General features: G+C 34.2%; 14 protein-coding genes. 6 read left to right on the top strand and 8 right to left on the bottom strand.

Annotation, left to right across the window (positions count from 1 at the left end):
• Window positions 1-263: 263 nt before the first annotated feature.
• Window positions 264-977, bottom strand: coding sequence for a DUF72 domain-containing protein (locus BFU36_RS08370; RefSeq protein ID WP_069283372.1), 714 nt, complete (start codon window positions 975-977; stop codon window positions 264-266).
• 266 nt (window positions 978-1243) lie between these two features.
• On the opposite strand from BFU36_RS08370, the gene BFU36_RS08365 reads away from it, so the two are divergent.
• Window positions 1244-2359, top strand: a complete 1116-nt coding sequence (locus BFU36_RS08365; RefSeq protein WP_069283371.1) for a hypothetical protein — start codon at window positions 1244-1246, stop codon at window positions 2357-2359.
• Window positions 2360-2456: 97 nt separating this feature from the next.
• Complete coding sequence (locus BFU36_RS08360; protein ID WP_069283369.1) at window positions 2457-4196, top strand: AAA family ATPase; 1740 nt, start codon at window positions 2457-2459, stop codon at window positions 4194-4196.
• Here the strand turns inward: BFU36_RS08360 and BFU36_RS08355 are convergent.
• Window positions 4158-5756 carry a hypothetical protein gene (locus BFU36_RS08355; RefSeq protein ID WP_069283366.1) on the bottom strand — a complete coding sequence of 533 codons (1599 nt, stop codon included), beginning with the start codon at window positions 5754-5756 and terminating at the stop codon, window positions 4158-4160. The genes BFU36_RS08360 and BFU36_RS08355 overlap by 39 nt on opposite strands.
• 373 nt (window positions 5757-6129) lie before the next feature.
• Here BFU36_RS08355 and BFU36_RS08345 point away from each other — a divergent pair, with 373 nt between their 5' ends.
• Genes BFU36_RS08345 through BFU36_RS08335 form a run of 3 tightly spaced genes read left to right on the top strand, consistent with a single transcriptional unit; the run spans window position 6130 to window position 11311 of the window.
• Complete coding sequence (locus BFU36_RS08345) at window positions 6130-6942, top strand: FkbM family methyltransferase (RefSeq protein ID WP_069283362.1); 813 nt, start codon at window positions 6130-6132, stop codon at window positions 6940-6942.
• A gap of 23 nt (window positions 6943-6965) precedes the next feature.
• The gene (glgX, locus tag BFU36_RS08340) at window positions 6966-9122 is read left to right on the top strand and encodes a glycogen debranching protein GlgX (RefSeq protein WP_069284676.1); all 2157 of its coding nucleotides are present in this window, start codon (window positions 6966-6968) and stop codon (window positions 9120-9122) included.
• Window positions 9119-11311, top strand: coding sequence for a malto-oligosyltrehalose synthase (locus BFU36_RS08335; RefSeq protein ID WP_069283360.1), 2193 nt, complete (start codon window positions 9119-9121; stop codon window positions 11309-11311). Before glgX ends, BFU36_RS08335 begins: the two co-directional genes overlap by 4 nt.
• 2 nt (window positions 11312-11313) lie before the next feature.
• Here the strand turns inward: BFU36_RS08335 and BFU36_RS08330 are convergent, their stop codons facing one another.
• Entirely contained in the window at window positions 11314-13416 is a 2103-nt protein-coding gene (locus tag BFU36_RS08330) for a xanthine dehydrogenase family protein molybdopterin-binding subunit (RefSeq protein ID WP_069283358.1), read from the bottom strand.
• Window positions 13417-13728: 312 nt separating this feature from the next.
• Between BFU36_RS08330 and BFU36_RS08325 the strand changes: the two genes are divergently transcribed.
• Window positions 13729-14358, top strand: coding sequence for a TenA family transcriptional regulator (locus BFU36_RS08325; RefSeq protein WP_069283356.1), 630 nt, complete (start codon window positions 13729-13731; stop codon window positions 14356-14358).
• 52 nt (window positions 14359-14410) lie between these two features.
• On the opposite strand, the gene crn1 is transcribed toward BFU36_RS08325, so the two are convergent.
• From crn1 to BFU36_RS08300, 5 genes are all read right to left on the bottom strand, one after another.
• Window positions 14411-14947, bottom strand: coding sequence for a CRISPR-associated ring nuclease Crn1 (gene crn1 / locus BFU36_RS08320; protein ID WP_069283354.1), 537 nt, complete (start codon window positions 14945-14947; stop codon window positions 14411-14413).
• A 26-nt stretch (window positions 14948-14973) separates the two neighbouring features.
• Window positions 14974-15471, bottom strand: a complete 498-nt coding sequence (locus BFU36_RS08315) for a hypothetical protein (protein WP_069283352.1) — start codon at window positions 15469-15471, stop codon at window positions 14974-14976.
• 101 nt (window positions 15472-15572) lie between these two features.
• Window positions 15573-16502, bottom strand: coding sequence for a metallophosphoesterase (locus BFU36_RS08310; RefSeq protein WP_069283350.1), 930 nt, complete (start codon window positions 16500-16502; stop codon window positions 15573-15575).
• A gap of 148 nt (window positions 16503-16650) precedes the next feature.
• Entirely contained in the window at window positions 16651-17430 is a 780-nt protein-coding gene (locus BFU36_RS08305) for a dienelactone hydrolase family protein (RefSeq protein WP_069283348.1), read from the bottom strand.
• Between the two features lie 76 nt (window positions 17431-17506).
• The gene (locus BFU36_RS08300) at window positions 17507-19315 is read right to left on the bottom strand and encodes a protease pro-enzyme activation domain-containing protein (RefSeq protein WP_069283346.1); all 1809 of its coding nucleotides are present in this window, start codon (window positions 19313-19315) and stop codon (window positions 17507-17509) included.
• Between the last annotated feature and the right edge of the window lie 236 nt (window positions 19316-19551).

The following is a 19551-nucleotide window of genomic DNA, read 5'->3' as shown; positions in this document are numbered from 1 at the left end:
TGGGATAACGCATATTTAATTCTTATTTCCCGTAACTTATTTATTTGAACTATTTCTAATAAAATTGAAACTTGCTAAGAATAGTACGATTACTGACCTCCACCCTAAAGTTTTTCTTCATTTTCTGACCTTTTCTCCACCCTAAAGGGCAAGGCTTTCATCACATTGTAACCTTTGTCCCATATTAATATATAAACATGTTGAGACTGCCGATTTAGATAATACTCTTGACGCAGATAAAAAGATACTAAGTTACGTCCACATCACTGTTTAGATAAAAAGAGTGTTTTAAATTTTAATGCATCATCAAATGAGTGAACATTATTAAAGAGTACGTAAACTTCACCTCTCTCGTTTATTACCATTTCCTTTAATCTACTTAAATCCTCATCAGTATACTTGTAAGAATAATTGACCTCACCTTTACCTATTCCGTGAAGTCTGTAGTACTTAAATTTAGTTAAAGATTTATGTTTAAATGGGTCTACGACGTGAACTATGTTTGTCTCTTGAATAATTCTCATAATTGCATGCTCACTCCAAGAACCTCTGGGTTCCCAACCATAAATGAAACTTTTATCCAAAGTGGAAAAGTAATCAATTACTCTTCTAATATTTTCATCAGTATGGGAGAATGATGTGGGTGATTGAAATATAATTATCCTTGATCCAAGTGTCTTAGCTTCCGATAACGTTATTTCTGTTGCCCTCTCAACCTCTTTAGTGTTTTTGAATGACCCATAATTTTCTACATTTCCTTCTGTAAAATTCTTCATCCTCTTATAAGTCATTTTATTGTAATTATGGGTTATAACTTGAAGTGCCTTCAAGGTCAGTTCAACGTGGTATTCTTCTGCCAACCTTCTCCATTTATTTAGTGTCTCTTCTTTGACCACATCGTAAAATGTCTGCTGAACTTCAAGTACATCGAAATATTTAAAGTGTCTCGTTGTAAAACCGCAAGTTCCGACTTTCATATATTGAATATGTGTATTTAACAATATTTAACTTAGAATACTGCTAAGTTTCTCATCAATCTTAAGATCAAAACGAAAAGTTGTATCCTATAGCACTCTGACATCCTCCCTGACAAAGGGCTTTCTTTTTCGTGTATAATATCAATTTATGTTGTAATCAGCATTAATTAACCTATAAAAATCATGATATTATAAATACATAATTTCAACACACTATTAAACTCATAAGCGATATATTTTTAATATTAAATTTGCTTAATTTTCTCATGCGGACTATTTTTCCAGGGAATCACACGTATAAAATGCTATTTGATTATGATTTATCTAATGCGCTATATAATCCGGTTGATGAGAATGAGATCATAGCCGATGTTCATGCTAGAGAAACGCCTGCTAAGAAAGCTCTCGTCAAACTCTACAAGGGAAAAATCGTAGAGAAGGTTTTCGTTGACTACCCTTGGAAATCAGCTAACGATATGAATGTTTACCCTGAAGAAGACGAATTATTAATAGCATATTATCAAACACCTATCATTGAAGTTAGAAAATTAAGTAGTTTAGAGTTGAAGAGAAAAATAAAGATTGAAAACGTAAATACTGTCGCATCAGCTTCATATGATAGTAGAGGGAATGTAGTCTATGTGGGAGATAACGGAGTCTATAGGATTAGAGATGACGGTAGCACTGAGTTGCTATTAAAGGTTAATCAAGGTTTAAGTATAGACTGTCAAAGGTCTCCCTTTGGTCAAAACTGTGCCGTTGTATCCCATAAGGATCACCAAATACTAGTTTTTGCAGAGTGGGGAGAAATAATGAGCAGGATTTACTTTCCTTTTCCCGGTGGAGTAAGGTATACTCCGGATGAGAGATTAATAATTTCCAGCGGTAAGGTAGATAAACACGTTCAACTCACTGTGATCTTGGGAGCTACACATTTAAGACCAGATAATGGATGGTCTGGATATCTTCATGATTATTCAACATTGCCATCAAATAGGGCTGACTCAGTAAATCTTGATAAGTATCTTTTTCAATGGTATTTAGGAGCGTTTGAAGTAAAAGCACCTTTACCAAAATTTAAACCATATCTAGTTAAATTAAGTGACAGAGCTAAGGATGATTATCTTAAACTTAACGATTATAATTCCTTCACACCTTTGCCCGTTTTCCATGAATGCGATATAATTTTAATTGCAAATTCTAATGTTGAAGCGATTGTTGAGGCAAAGAAAATGAGCTATGTATTTTATGGTACGATTAACGATTGGTTCCTCTTCGATACGTTTAACAATAATAAATACAAGTTGCGTACTCCAGGTTTATATAGGTTTAAAGTAAAAGGAGAAGTAGAAGAAGCTTACGCTATTTGTAAACCTAAATGACATTCTTTCCTTTATACTCTTTAGTGTCTTCGATTCTCCTTTATAAGATGCTTCTGTTTAAGAAAGAATAAAAAATCCTAAATATAAGTATTATTTAATGAGTATCAGTATTGGCATAATAAATAGTAACTTGTTGTCACTCTTAGGTCAAATAATACTTTTAATATTGTTCTTTGCGTTGCCAATAATCTTTTGGGCTTACTTTTCAAGGCGAATATTTGTAGGAAACAGATCTTTTCACAAAGAAAGGACCAGAGTTTATATTCCTAACGTTAGATGGGACGAAGTTTATGATTTAAGGAACGTTAAAATGAGATTAGAAGAAATAGTGAAAATTGTTCAAGAGGGTAGAACTTATGGTGTTATTCTCTTTGGACCACCTGGTACTGGTAAAACGACAATGGCAAAGGCTTTAGCAAATAAATTAGGCTGGGCTTACTTTGAACTCAGACCTAGTAAGATAATGAGTAAATGGTACGGAGAGAGCGAGTTCCTTTTAGACTCATTTTTTGATCAAGTTGAAGTATCTACACCAGCTGTCGTCTTTATTGACGAGTTGGATAGTCTAGCTATGAGCAGGCAAAACGATCTTCATGAGGTTACGCATAGGCTAGTTAATATTTTATTAATGAGACTTCAGGATCTTCATGATAAAGGTTTAAGAGTGTTAATAATAGGAGCTACAAACGTCCCACAAGAGATCGATGAAGCTTTCTTAAGACCAGGTAGATTTGACGAGATCATTTACGTTTCCCTGCCAGATGAAAATGGTAGAAAGGAAATATTTAAAGGATATATAAGGAGGGAGGGAATTGATTATGATTTATTAGCCAAGAAGAGTGAGAGATTTTCCCCTGCAGATATTAAAAATGTAGTTGATAAGGTTATGTCTAAAAAAATAGATCCAACTACTGAAGATTTTATTAAGGAAATAGAGAGCTATAAACCATCAGTACAATTATCTACTATAATAAAATTTGAAAATATTGCTAGAAAGTATGAAAGGAGTAAATTGATTATTAAGAGCTATGGTATTCCAGAAATAACTTGGAATGACTTAGGAGATTTAGAGGAAGTTAAGAGGATAATAAAAGAGTCCATAGAATTACCACTCATAAATAAAGAGTTCGCTGAAAAATTAGGAATATCACCAGTTAAAGGTATCCTACTCTATGGACCGCCTGGAACTGGAAAGACTAGTATAGCAAAAGCCATAGCTAATGACTTAAAGTTCACTTTTATTGAAATTTCGGGAGAGGAAATTAGTTCAATAGGACCTTTAGAAGCTCCTAAGGTTATAGCAGAGAAGTTTTACACGGCATTAGATAATACTCCTGCAATTATTTTCATTGATGAAATAGATATGATAGCTAGAAATAGGATGACTAACGAATGGAGAAATGCTTTAACTGAGTTACTAAGACAAATGGACGGTTTAAGAGAAATACATAACGTAATCGTTATAGGAGCCACAAACAGACCTTGGGATTTAGATCCAGCAATCTTAAGACCAGGTAGGTTTGATAAAGTAATTTACGTTCCCCCTCCGAGTAAGGAAGGAAGAGAAAAAATCATAGAAGTATTATCCAGAGGATTGCAGATCAGTAAGGATGTTATAGTTAAGATAGCTGAGATTACAGAAAACTACACTCCCGCTGACATAAAGCTAGTGATAGAAGAGATCAAGAGGAATTTGCTAAAGGAGGCTTCTATATCCGGAAAATTAAGAATAGAAGTAACGTTACAAGATTTTCTGGAAGTTTTGAATAAAGTGAAGCCTAGCGTAGATAAGCAAACGTTATCGCTTTATGAGAGATTTGCCTTCGAAAGAAAGTAGCAATAACGCGAAGGGTAGAATGAAGAAGACTAAACTAATGTAGTATAACCTATTTACTAGTAACATTAGAGTGTTATAACTAGTATTTGTAGACAGTTCCAACAAGTTGCTGTAGTTTAATGAATTAGTCCAGTATTTACTATATGGTATTGAGATTACTACAGGATTATTAATATTATCAAATATTTTTATCAAAATATAACTTATCATGTAGTTATTTATGGGCGTTCCGTTCAGATAGTGAACTAATCCGGTATAATTAGTATTGTAATAAAGGTATATCGGACCGTACTTATTAACTAATCTTAATGAAGAGAGGTTTAGAGATTTACTGGATACTATATACTTAATCCCATAAAGTGGACTAAATGAGGTATAGTTTGAAAGGAATCCCATAAAACCTGGTAAGGAGGAAATGCATCTGGAATATGAGGTCGTAACTGAATAAAGGTTGTACGGATCGGTATGAGACAAATAGTCATATAGTGAAAAATACCACGAAGGTATTGTAGCTGGTTTAACGAAGAACAAGCTATAAGTATTTACACTTAATCCCCCAGTGTTAGGAAGTAAAACGATGAGGATCAAGAATATAAGAGGAGGGATTAACTCTCTATTTTTCTTAACATATACTAAGCTTAAAGTTAGTAAGCCAAAACTTAGTAGAAAGACCTTAGTCTGAAAAGTAGTTATGGCAGCCAATAACGCACCAACTATAGGAATATAGAAGTGAAAGAGTTGTGTATAGGAATATATTAGTAATAAGAAGGCAATTGATGAAATAATCGTTAGTGATTTTATATTTTTATAGACGGAAAATGTAGTAACACTTAACGCTATTAAAAGGAGGGATATTATCGTTGAGTAATAAAATAAGCCTAGATTGGCTAAAGTATTAGACGGGGATACTAAAACATTAGGTACTATGTTCAGATATATGTAAATCTCTTGAGAGAGTTCGGATAAGAAACCGAGCATATCAGCCAGTATAGGATAAATCACAAAAGAATACTTCTTATTCCGTAATCCGATCAAAATCACTGGCAGTTGAAAGAAAAAGGAGAATAGAAACATTTGAAAGAATGCTATTTGCCCTATTACCTCAACTATGGATAAAAGGGCGAAATACTTCAATGATTTGTTTTCAAGCAATTTGTAAGTGAGGTAAAACACTATGGGTTGAAGTGAGTAAATGAACAATATATCCTCGCCATTTCCACTGAAGAATATCGAGACGGATAGAGGATTGAGTGTATATATTATTGGTAAAACTGTTCTTTTAATTATATTTTCATCATCTCTTAAAATAAAATAGATAGAAAATGGTCCTAGTAAGAAGGCTAAAAAATTTAACACTTTAATAGTATTATTCTCTCCTAGTATAAAATAAAGTAAGTTGATGATAGTGTATTGTGGTGAGATTTGTGGGCTATTATATATTGGGAATACAGCTGTGTCACCCATTATGTAGGGAGGTGATATCAGATAGTTCTTTAGTGCTATGATAAAAATTGCTAAATATAAGGATAAAATTATTATATCACTTTTTCTTACTTTCATTACTCTTGCCTCCTAGAAAAATGGTAAGTAATAGGGACATAAAATAAAGCAGTGAAAAGTAAAATAAAGCTTGATAAGAATAGGGATAGATACTATAAATCATTAATCCTGCTATAAAGATTAGAAATGTTGAAAGCAGAAGAAGCGCTAGCGTAAATTGCATAATTAATATTTAGTGCCTGGGTATTTAAATAAAATAAATGTTTTATGCTTTTAATGACTTCTGAAAGATAGAATTTTCGAGTTTAGTAGACACTTTATTCTAATGAAGTTAGGCATAAATAATTTAGACGTGGAAGAAGACTGATACGGGTCTCTTATTTCTCACGTATATGACGCAAAAGATTTTATCTCCTACAATGAGTTTAAGGAAGTGAGCATAAATTACTTATTTAGGATAAAGCCTGTAAATAAGAGGCTTAGGTACTATTACCTATTATTTAAGGTCTTACTCTTTAACAAGGATAATGAATATACTAAGGTAATAAATCTGTTTAAAAAATTATATAACGAGAATATACTTGTGGAAATTGATGGAGTAAAGTTTAGTCCTTCTCCTTACATAATTGATTGGGCTCATGAGGTATTCATAGGAGTATTAGAACCGAATACGTATAATTATTTTAACAATACGCGAGGCAATTTGTTCGTAAACGTTGGTGCTAACCTAGGAGGATATTCTTTAAGGGCGGGTAAAAAATATTCTAAAGTCATAGCTATTGAGGCAAATCCTCATATTGCTGAAGAACTGAGAAAAAACGTTGAACTTAATAGATTTTTTAACATAGAAGTATTGAATTTGGCAATATGGAAAAGTAAGGATAAGGTTAAGTTATATAAAAGTATAGATGATAACAATCTAGTATCTTCGCTCACTCCTTATAGAATGAAGGAATACGAATATAGGGATTACTTTGAAGTAGAAGCTGATACTCTCGATAATGTGCTAGTAAATTATGATAGGATTGATTTGATATTGATAGACGCTGAGGGATCAGAGGTTGAGGTTCTGGAGGGATCAGTTAATACACTAGAGAAAACTAGAAATGTTATCGTTGAGGTAAAGCCTGGTATAACAGACGAAAAAGTTATTACTATCCTTAAAAATAACGGCTTTTCCGTCTCATTTCTAGACAAAGAAAAATATTATGCAAACGTCTTAGGTAAGAAGGAGAAAAACATTTGATTGTAATAGGAATAATTCTTATTATGTCCTTTTATAGAAGTAGAGACAGACCATTAAGACCTGGCGAGCCCTTTCCTTTAGGTGCTAATTGGATTGAAAGTGAAGATGGAGTAAACTTTTCAATATTCTCTGAGAATGCGGAAAAAATTGAACTATTATTATATACTCCTTCTAATCAAAAGTATCCTAAGGAGGTAATAGAGTTAAAGAATAGAACTGGGGATATATGGCATACATTTGTGCCAGGCTTAGGACCAAAACAACTATACGCTTACCGTGTTTATGGGCCGTATAAGCCAGAAATGGGATTGAGATTCAATCCTCATAAAGTGCTCATTGATCCTTATGCTAAAGCTATAAATGGCAACGTAATATGGAACGATGCATTATTTGGATATAAGATAGGTGATCAGAGCCAAGACTTGTCGTTTGATGAGAGAGACTCCAGTGAATTCATGCCGAAGAGTGTAGTAATCGACCCACATTTTGACTGGGATGATGAAAGTTTTTATAATAGGGAGAAAAGAATTCCATTAAAGGATACGGTAATTTATGAGGTTCATGTTAAGGGATTTACTAAGCAAAGACTTGATTTACCGGAAAATATAAGAGGAACCTATTCTGGCTTAGCCTCTACTCAAATGATAGATTATTTGAAAGATTTAGGCGTTACCACAGTAGAAATAATGCCAGTATTTCATTTTATTGATCAGAGGTTTCTAGTAGAGAAGGGATTAGTAAATTATTGGGGTTACGACCCTATTAACTTCTTTTCTCCGGAATGCAGATATTCAAGTTTGGGATGTTTAGGAGATCAAGTTTTAGAATTTAAGAAGATGGTAAACGAATTACATAATGCTGGAATTGAGGTGATAATAGACGTAGTTTATAATCACACAGCTGAGGGAAATCATCTAGGACCTACATTAAGTTTCCGAGGTATTGATAATCTAGCCTATTATATGCTACAACCTGATAATAAGAGATACTATTTAGATTTCACCGGAACCGGAAATACGCTTAATTTGAGTCACCCTAGAGTAATTCAGCTGGTTCTAGACAGCTTAAGATATTGGGTTACTGAAATGCATGTTGACGGGTTCAGGTTTGACTTAGCAGCTGCGTTAGCAAGGGAATTATACAACGTAAATATGTTAAATACATTCTTTATAGCTATCCAACAAGATCCAATATTATCTCAAGTTAAGCTCATAGCTGAGCCATGGGATGTCGGACCGGGAGGATATCAAGTAGGCAACTTTCCATATACTTGGGCTGAGTGGAACGGGAGATATAGGGATACTATTAGAAGGTTTTGGAGAGGAGAAGCGTTGCCTTATAACGAGATAGCTAATAGGCTTTTGGGATCACCAGATATTTATTTAGGAAATAATAAAACGCCTTTTGCCAGTATAAATTACATCACTTCTCATGACGGTTTCACGCTAGAGGATTTAGTAAGCTATAATCAGAAGCATAACGAGGCGAATGGCTTTGATAATAAGGATGGGATGAACGAGAACTATAGTTGGAACTGTGGTGCCGAAGGTCCTACCAATGATAATAATGTGATTTTATGTAGAGAAAAACAGAAAAGGAACTTTATGATAACTTTATTTGTTAGCCAAGGAGTACCAATGATTTTAGGAGGAGATGAATTAAGTAGGACGCAAAGAGGAAATAATAACGCTTTTTGCCAAGATAATGAAATAAGTTGGTATGACTGGAATTTAGATGAGAGGAGAGTTAAGTTTTTAGAATTTGTAAGAGGATTAATTCACTTTTATAGAGCTCATCCAATCTTTAGAAGAGCTAAATATTTTCAAGGAAAGAAGCTTTTTGGCATGCCTCTAAAGGACGTTACGTTTTTGAACATTGATGGAAGAGAAGTCGATGAGAAAATTTGGAATTCACCAACTCAGACTGTTGCATTCATTTTAGAAGGAAGTGTAATGGACGAAATAAACGAGTATGGAGAGAGAATAGCTGATGATACCTTCCTAATAATACTTAATGCTAATCCTAACAATATTAAGTTTAAGTTTCCTAAAGGGAAATGGGAATTGGTAGTTAGCTCTCACTTAAGGGATATAAGGCAGGAGGAGAGGATTGTAGACTCTGAAAGGGAACTGGAAATAGAAAGTAGAACAGCGTTAGTATATAGAAGGGTTGAGCTATGAACGAGAATATAAATTCTACATACAGATTACAGTTAAACAAGGATTTCGATTTCGAGAGAGTAATAGAGTACTTAGATTATTTTAAGGAGTTGGGCATTTCTCATTTATATTTGTCCCCTGTACTTCAAGCTAGACCCTCAAGTAGTCACGGTTATGATGTGGTAGACCATAGTAAGATAAATGATGAATTAGGGGGAGAAGAGGGATACTTTAAATTAGTTAATGAGGCTAAGAAAAGAGGTTTAGGTATAATTCAAGATATAGTCCCTAACCATATGGCAGTTCATAGTAACAATTGGAGACTAATGGATGTTCTCGAGAATTGGAAAAATAGCAAGTATTATAATTATTTTGATATTTATGATGAAGATATAATAATATTACCAATTTTAGAAGACGTTCCGGATAACGTTATAAGAAATAACCTTATTGAAGTAAAGGATAGTTACGTAAAGTACAGAGACTTCCTCTTTCCTATAAATAAAGAAGGTATTGAATACTTAAAGAAATTAAATTGTTTTCAAACCTCGTGTTTAAGCAAAGATGATATAAAGAAGTTACTTGGGATGCAGTATTACGAATTGAAGTTCTGGAAAGAATATCCTAACTATCGTAGATTCTTCGCTGTAAATGATCTTATAGCTATTAAAGTGGAGTTAGAAGAGGTATTTAACGAGTCACATAGTGTTATTTCAAGGTTACCTATAGACGGATTAAGAGTAGATCACATAGATGGGCTTTATGATCCGAAGCAATACATAGACAGACTAAGAAAAATTTTCCCAAATAAAATAATATACGTAGAGAAGATACTATCCCTCGGTGAGAAACTACCAGAAAACTGGAACGTTGATGGAACTACGGGATATGATTTCTTAAATTACGTAAACCTATTACTGGTAGATAAGAGTGGAGAGGAGGAACTGACAAAATTTTATGAAGAATTTGTAGGTAGGAAGCTTGATATAGAGAGTATAATAACTGAAAGTAAGAAGTTAGTAGCAAAAACTCTGTTCCGTGGAGATATTCAAAGACTAGCTAAATTGTTTGGAGTCAATGAAGACTATTTAATTGATTTCTTATCATGCCTTAAACGATATAGGACGTATTTACCTTATGAGGATATGAACGTGATAGATGAGTGTGATAAAGAGAAGAAGCTAAGGGATGAAAAAGCATTAATTAGGTTACAACAATACATGCCAGCAATATTTGCTAAAGGTTATGAAGACACTGCACTATTCATTTATAATAGGCTTATATCCTTAAATGAAGTTGGTAGTAATCTGAGAATGTTTTCCATCACTTTAGACGAGTTTCATGATTTTAATTCAAGTAGAGTGAATTCAATAAGCCTCAATGCTACTTCAACTCATGACACTAAGTTTAGCGAAGACGTCAGAGCAAGGATTTCCGTATTGTCTGAGATTCCTAAAGAGTGGAAGGAAAGGGTTATTTATTGGCATGATTTATTGAAGCCAAAAATAGATAGAAATGATGAGTATAGGTTTTATCAAACAATTGTGGGTAGTTTTGAGTCTTACAACGAGGAATACGTAAACAGGATTAAAAACCATATGATTAAGGCTATAAGAGAGGCTAAGGTAAATACTACTTGGGAAAACCCCAATGTAGAATATGAGAAAAGAGTGTTAGCGTTCATAGATGATACATTATCTAATGATACTTTTAGAAGTGATCTGATTAATTTTCTGAAGAAAGTCACATATTATGGTTATATGAAATCTTTAATTACAATTACTTTAAAGTGTACTTCTCCCGGAATTCCTGACATTTACCAAGGGACTGAGGTGTGGAGATATTTATTGACCGATCCAGATAACAGATTACCTGTCAACTTTAATTATCTGAGAGAAACCATGAAAAAGTTGCCCGATAGTATAGAAAAAATAACAATTTCTGACGAGAGGACTAAAATGTTAGTAATAAAAAAGTTGCTTTCGATTAGAAGAGATTTACAAGGCTATCAGAAGTTACAATACGGATTTAGGAGAGGTAAAATAATGGTATTATTCTCCCCCGTCGTAACAAAAGAAATAAATGATGAAGTTGACTTGCCTAAAAGTTTCGATGTTCTAAGAAATGTTGAAATATCACAAGGAAAATATAAACTAAGTGATATAATAGGAGAGCATAAAATAGCTGTACTGCAAATAAAAAATGATTGATTTCATTCATTTAAAACGTCTTCCAATGTAATTGGGACTTTAGTTATCCTTTTCTTTATTACGTCCTCAATCGCACTAGTTACTGCTGCAGCAGCCACGCCTACTGGAATTTCTCCTATACCTTTGGCTCCGAAAGGTGTTACTGGAGAAGGCGTTGGTACTATATTCACTTCGATATCAGGCAAATCCGCAGCTGTGGGTAATCCATAATCTGCTAAACTAGTTGTTAATAGGTTTCCACTATCATCATATAAATATCTCTCATATAATGCTATAGATATGCCTATTGCAGTTCCTCCAATAACTTGTTCTCGTACTAAATCCTCGTCTATAGGATTACCAGGATCAATGTATACTACGTGTTTGATAGGCTTTATCTTACCATCTTCTATCCTAACAACAGCTAAATCGCAAGCAAATGGATAAGCGTTGAACCTATATTTTCCTTGAAGAGTGTACGTGAAGCTTACTTCTTCTCCTTCAAACTGAGTAATCCTAACTTTTCCTCCATTCTCGCCGATGAAATAACCCTCTTTATAATCTATTATCTTATCGTTTAGTACTGCTTCAGCCCTCTTTCTAAGCTTAGCTTTTAATTCTTCAACTCCACCGGCAACAGCACCATAAGAGTATACAGCCATTCTACTCCCACCGGGACCAAATGATGAAGGTAATTCTGTGTTATCTAGTATTTCATATTTAACATCCTCTTGTGGTATTCCCAATAGCTTTGAAGCTAGCAAGACAGCAGTGTGTTCATTTCCTTGTCCTTCTGGACCAAAACCTAATCCAATTACAATCTTCCCGTCCTTTATCTTAATTTTAACTCTCTCACTTCCTGAAGGTGTACTTGGATCTGTAGACAAAGCAAGACCTATCCCAGTATTCTTATCTCTCATAGAAAAGATATCCTTCCTCGATAACGCTAACTCTAACAAACCTTTGGGATTACCCGAATCATAATATGCAAATCCCGAATCATATGGGAAGCTATCAATAGCATTAGTTTTTCTCACTTCTGCTCTATCAATACCTAACTCGTCAGCTATCGCATCCATCACTCTCTCCAGAGCCCACGTATGCGGAGGAGTTCCAGCTCCTCTAAAAGCACCCGGAGGATTCTTATTCGTCGCAACTAACGTTCCGGTATATTTTACATAAGGTATTTTATAAGGCCCAGTTAAGTGTCCTAATGGTTTAAATGGTTGTCCAGCATCTCTTGAAGCCCCAACGTCTTCCCAAATGTGAATATCTAAGGCGTTAACTTTACCGTCTGAAGTATAATTCGCGCGAATCTTAAATTTCCTCTCTGGTCCACTACTATTAGAAGCCATTAAATGCTCTGTTCTAGTTTCAATCCACTTTATAGGTACTCTAAACTTTAAAGAAGCATAGCTTAATACTGCTAGATATCTGACTAAAGAGAACTTAGCTCCAAAACTACCACCTTGCCTAGCGTTTTTATGAATTACCTTTATTCCCAATGCTTTTTGTATTTCATCAGATACTAAATTACCCGCTTGTTGATTAGATATTATAAGCAAGTAATCGTCCATTGGAATAACTTGAGCTCCATAAGGTTCAATCGGATTACCGGAACTTCTTGACCAATACAGTTCTAACTCCAATTCCCTACCTCTACTATTGTTTTTTCCGAATTCGAAAGTTTGCTCTTTTACAACGTTACTCTTTAAGTCATCAAACAATATTACTTTATTCTGGAGAGCCCTATCGATGTTAGGCACAGCTTCCAAAGGCTCATAGTCTACTTGTACGTACTCAGCTAAATCTACAGCCTCATATGGATCATCAGCTAGGATTAATGCAACAGGTTGACCAACATACAACGCTTTATTTATTGCTAGTAATGGACTTGTTAATCCAGCACCTTCTCTTTCTCCTGCTTGTTGAACTGTCCTAGAAAGCATGTCTTTTCCGGTTAACACTAAGGCTCCTCTCCTCTCTGCTTCACTAGAGTCAATTTTACTTATCCTAGCATGTGGATAGGGACTTCTGAGAAAATATGCGTATTTCCCCCTAAATTTGAAATCGTCAATGAACTCTCCTTTGCCTAATAATGCGTTATAAACGTCGATCCTTTTCATAAGAATTAGATTGGTTAGTTCACAAATAAAATTTTCTACGATATCAGACTCAGCTGATGAGTATATTGCTAAATCAAAGATAATGAGAATAAAGAATATACTATCATGATATATTAATTATACTTTGTGGTAAGTGCCTTATTTTTCCACGTATTGAATATATAGTGTAGTTATTCTTATTATATACTTCAAATAAACTTACATAGGGGATATGAGATTTACAAAATGAGGAAAGCCTCATCCTTAAGGGCAAGGAGAAAGTAGGTTTACCATTAAGATAGTTTATAAGTAACTTATATTTAATATTTAATAATGAACCCGCTTCAAATCATAAGAAAGGAACTAGAAAATCTTAACTTACAAATACTTAATAATCCTATTTTAAAATTGGTGGAGGAAGGAAAGCTGAAAAGGGATGTTATTAATTATTTTGTAATTAACCAATGGTATATAGTGAATCATGATCTAAGGTCACTAGCATTAGGTTTATCAAAGAGTAGGTCTATTGATGAGCTAAGCATATTTAAGGAATTAATTGATGGGGATTATCATGCTCTAGGAGAACTCATGAAATTAATGAAGGAGTTAAATATTGATATTAAGGATCCATTAACGTATAATATATCTCCTAAGGCTGTAAACTATACACATTACTTATCTTGGTTGGCAAATTATGCGGAACCAAAAGAGTTTTTGTTTGCTACAGTAGTTAATTTACCGGTATGGGGTACTGTTGTGACAAGGTTTGGAGAAGGCTTAAGGAGGAATTACGGTATTAATGAATTAGGATTTTTTGATACGTTTAAGGGCTCTTATGATGAGCTAGAGAATAAGGTAATTAGTCTTTTGGAAGTTAAAGACATGAATAGACTTAAAACTATTGCATACATGATTCAATATTACGAAAAAGAGTTCTGGGAATCTCTGTTAGAGTTTCGATAAAATATATCTAAGTTCCATGATAAAGTCGTAACTCTTTAGACGAGGAGGAAGTTTAGATGTCAAATACTATAGTTTTTGCATCTTTAGATATCAGCTCACAATAATCCTTCTCTAATTGCTCATTGCATTCTTCTCTCCTCTTAAGTTCTGGTATATTAGTTAAATTTCTTATCTTATCATTAATGCTTCTATACGATTGTTGTGAAATTATAGAAGTTATAATCTTAGCCCCAACAGCTTTAGCAGCTAGTGCTGCTGCTACGCTCATCCCTTTTCTACCCCCCGTTATATCCATGTAGTCATCTGGTTGTAAATGACCTTCAATGAACTCTTTAAACTTTCTTAAGTCGTCTTCATTGTTAATATCATCTATATCGATCTGATACTTAGCAATCTCAACCTTTGGATATTTCTGTTTGACGCAACATAAGAATAATACGTTTAAAATTCTCCAAGCCTTTTCGACCTCTGGATTCTTAGTAGTTATTACTCTTATCTCCGTTATCTGTACTCCATTTTTCATTAAATATTCAAACGTTTCTAAAACTCCTCCAGGTGACGTACCTAAAGTAGAAACTAATTTTGGCATATTTTACATAATAAAAAACTAAGTTTTTATTTCTTTCTGGACCTTAGATATAGTATTATTCCTACAATTATTATTATCACTCCTATTATTCCAAAAAAGAAACCAAGCCCGGTAAGTATAGCTCCATTTAACAGTGAAGAAATCTCAGCATTACTCATGGCATATTTTACCGCAACTGGAGTTGTGAAATTGTTAACAATGTAAGCCTGATACTTAGGTTGTAGCAATGCTGCAACATATCCAACTTCTGATATTTGGCTAGCTGATGTATTGGTTCCATTAACGTTTTGTAGGACTTTCAATGCCTTACCTAAACTAGTATTGTATAGCAAAAGCGTTAACTTAGCTGGAGTCCCCAAACTAATTGAAGAATTAGGCTCCAACGTGATTGGAGAGGCTGCAGATAAATCCGTTTGGAGGCCCTTAAGGCCAGAAGCAGCCGTGAAACCGCCTATGAAGAACAAAGCAATACCTATGATCAATATTACAGCTCCCGCAATTAGAACAATTTTACCTATAGCCATTTCTTATAATAATAAAATTGTACTTATTAAATCTTTTCCAAATGATGACTGTATTTCGTGATTGTAAAATGATTAAAAAGTTTTTATCCTGAACAAAATAATTACGTTAAATCTAGAGGATTTGTTGAAACGAATTCAATGTTCTTAACTATGTACTGTCCTATACTAATAGAACCAACACTTTTAATCTCTTTATAAACATCAAATATCACTACCGATGGCTCACCCAGTTGATATAAACTACCAGGGTTAATTATAATAGTATTATCTATCTTATCAATCCCTGCGGCTTCATGAACGTGCCCGTGTAAAGATACTATAGGCTTAAATTCTTTTATTAAGTCTAACACTGCTTTAGATCCTTTATGGATTTTCTTAAAGCCTTGTTTTACAATATCGATTTTAGTATCATAAGGGGGCATGTGAAAGTTCATTATAGTCATCCCGGCTTCAGCATCTTTAAATAGAGATTTTCCTTTCAAATATATTTCTGAATCAGAAACTTCTCTGAAGTTATTAGATGGAGGCGATCCTAGCCCTAAAGAAATTAGTTGAATATCGTCTAATGATACTACGTTTTCATTTACTAGTCTAGTGCCTAAACCTCTTAATATATCATCTAATTGAGGGACATCACCGTGACCTGGGCTCCAAAATATTTTCTCTAAACCATAAATCTCGTCAGCTATTTTAACCCATCGTGACATCTGTTCAGCTACTATCTCAACTAGAATTTTCTGTAGTTTATTCTTATCTTTACTTATGTCCTCTATAACCTCTTTCTTATTCACTATAAGATACTTACCCGATCTTAGCGAATCCTCAGTCAAGTTTTTTAGGTTAACCTTTTTCCCATTTACTAAATAAATACCTCCTATCTCTTCTACGAAAACTATGTCTTTGCTCATTAACCCTCCACTTATAATAAAATAATCCACCTTTCTAGCTCTAACAATATTTAATGACCTCCTAAAAGCATATTCTGATCCATGAACATCCGTCGAGAATGCAAGCTTAAACCTAAAAGGCATTCCATTCTATTATAAAGATTTATAATTTTAAAAATCTACCCTTTCTTTTCCTTCTCCTCTTTATCTTTAACATCTTGCTTATCTAATACCTCTAGCAGATGTACCCAGGCTAGAAAGCATGGATCTACTTTTTTCTCGCTCTTACTACTCATTTAGATAGCCTCTTCAAGAAGTTCTTTACTCTTTCCCAAGCATCTTCAGAAGCTGTCTTATTATATGAACGACCCCTATCGTTAAAGAAAGCGTGGTAAGCCCCAGGATATATTTTTAATTCTAAATCTTTCTTATATTTAATTACAGCAGAGATTAGATCTGTTAATCCAGCATTTATAGGTGGATCCTCTCCAGCATATAGACCTAATATTGGTCCCTTAATCCTCTCAATAGCCTCTATTGGTTGTGGATTTCTGCCATAAAACACTATTACACCATCTAATGGGACTTCAGTAGATAACTGGAAAGCTAGTCCTCCTCCCATACAGAACCCCATACTTACCACTTTCTTCACTCCTTGAGAATTTAGATAGTCGTACGCCTTTATAAGGTCCTTAACCATCTGCTCTTCTAACGCTCCTCTGTTTATTACCAGCAAATCCACAACTTTCTTCTCGACCTCATTCATCGAAGACATTATTTCTTTATACGCATTAGGATCAGTCCTCTTCTCTGGTGGTAAACTCCATACCTTGTACATTACCTTTTCTATATTCTGTGGGCTAAGTACGTCCTCGTTTCTAGTATAAAGTTGGGGGGCGAATGCTAAATAACCTTCATTAGCTAATCTCATACTTATATCCTTAATATTATCATTCAAACCCCAAATCTCATGTACTACTATCACTCCTAACTTGGAACTTGTAGAACCAGCCATAAAGGCTCTTACTTTCCCGCCATCTGACTCATAAAAGATTTCCTTAGTTTCCACCATATATTAACTAATAATATAAGCAGATTAAAAGTTAACTATCTAAAGGTTTTGTAAAGAAAAAAAGGAGTAAAAAATTTTAACTTATCACACCAGAGTACAACAAGAGATCATATACCATTGCATAAGCGTTATAAGTGCCTGGACCAGTTACATAATTCCAGCCATAGTGGGCTGGTAAGGGATTATTTCCGCTCGTTATTGGTATCCAAGCTTCTTTCCCAATAAATATTCCTAGAGGCGAAACTACCAAACCGCTGTATGATATATGATATAATGCGAAATTCAGAGCTCCTAACCTTTGTCCGGTTAAAGCTATCATTGCAGCAGTCATGGGAGCAGCCCCGCTCGTACCGTACCATAAAAATAATTGACCTTGAAATACCAGTGGTAATCCAAATCCGAATTCTGGAATGTTGTATCCTCCTGCTGATACAAAAGCTATATCTGGGTATGTTCTAGCAATTACTGGAGTAAATGGTATTAATGAGGTAACCTCATAAGACTGTGCAGGGAAAACTACACTATTACCACCAGTACTGTAATCCCAACCACTTATTCCAACTATACTACCGTTTGAAGAAGCGTTTAAGAATATCCCACCAACTGAAGTGACATAAGGATCTGACTCTGGATACCAAATTGTATTATAGGTCCCTATATGGAAATTTGGAGGAGGATGGTCACTTTCATACCCCCAATCCCCTGACGCAGCTAGAACTGAAATACCCTCAGCAGCTGCTTGGAGCATCATGTTATGTATCATGTACAACATTGCTGGATAATAAGCAGCTAAAAATGACTCAGGTACTGTAACTGAGACAGAAATTTCTGTGGGGTCTAAGTAATTTACCATGTAGTAATACTCATACCAATAGTTAAGCAGATTACCAACTAATGGAGGACCACCTACATAGCCATTGCTAAATACTACAGTTATATTCGCAGCAGGGGCAAATGCACCAGACCATTCAGCATCTAACTCATTTTCTCCAGATTGCCCACCTGAAGTATCGTTACCGAAAATTATAACTTGTAAATGTCCAGTCCTTGGTATTTCATATAATTGCCAAAACTCGTAAACATCAGACACATTTATATAGGACTCTGGAACCCCCTCAATTGCAATATCACTAGAATTACCATTATAACCCTTAGTGTAGGCCTCGGTAAAGTTAAAATATTGTTGAATAGTTATTGGTGAAATTACGGCGCTAGAGATTAAACTATTTTGAGCCTTCACTTTTGCCATCGATAAGTGCCATGATTCTCTAATAACGTTTACCACTTTAGGATCTAAACTATCTATTCCAACTATGCCCAGCACGTATTTTCCAACATTATATGGCAGAGAAGCTGTAACGTTATTACTGTAATAGTAGAATGGACCTATATTTTCAATTCCTACTAAATCAAACCAATATAAGTTCTTAAACGGATAGTAATAAACGTTAATGTATGTATTAAATGCTTGTTCAATATTACCTACACTACCATTAAATACTAAAGCTAATCCATATTGTCCTAAAAACTGAAGATGATATGATTCTAGATATTCTACGAGGGACTTCACATATGATCGTGAAGGATAATAGTTGCTTCTGAACTGTGAGGGAGTAAGCCAATGATGAAAGTTATTAGGAGAGAAATAGATCTGGTTTAGATAACTTTGCAATGATGAAATATCAGTAAAGTTGAGCAATACGGCAATGTATAGTGTCATACTAGTATTAAGAGGCTCTATAAATATTGATCCTGGTACTATTGAATATTGCGGAGATGTAGTTTGTATGTAATATATTTGTTGACTTTGAGCTAGAGTTACAAATCCCGCTATACTTGTTAATAATATTATACTGAATAAAATGAACTTATACTTTCTTACCATGCTATACTTTTTATATTAACCCATATAAATTTTTACTCTAATTCAGAATTAAGTATGGTATAGTAAATAAGGTTATTAAGTCCAAAAAACGATAGGGGAAACTTCTACCATATTAAACTAGAAAATGAGGTCAAGTCTCACCCTTTAGGGCTGGAAGAATGTCAGACACGTTTTTGTAAAGTTAACCAAAAAGTTTGGTATCTAACTAAGATTTTTTAAATAACTTTTTAAACTTA

Source organism: Sulfolobus sp. A20, assembly GCF_001719125.1.
Taxonomy (GTDB): domain Archaea; phylum Thermoproteota; class Thermoprotei_A; order Sulfolobales; family Sulfolobaceae; genus Saccharolobus.
The sequence above is the reverse complement of the archived record's forward strand: the minus strand, read 5'-3'. Positions and strand labels throughout refer to the sequence as shown.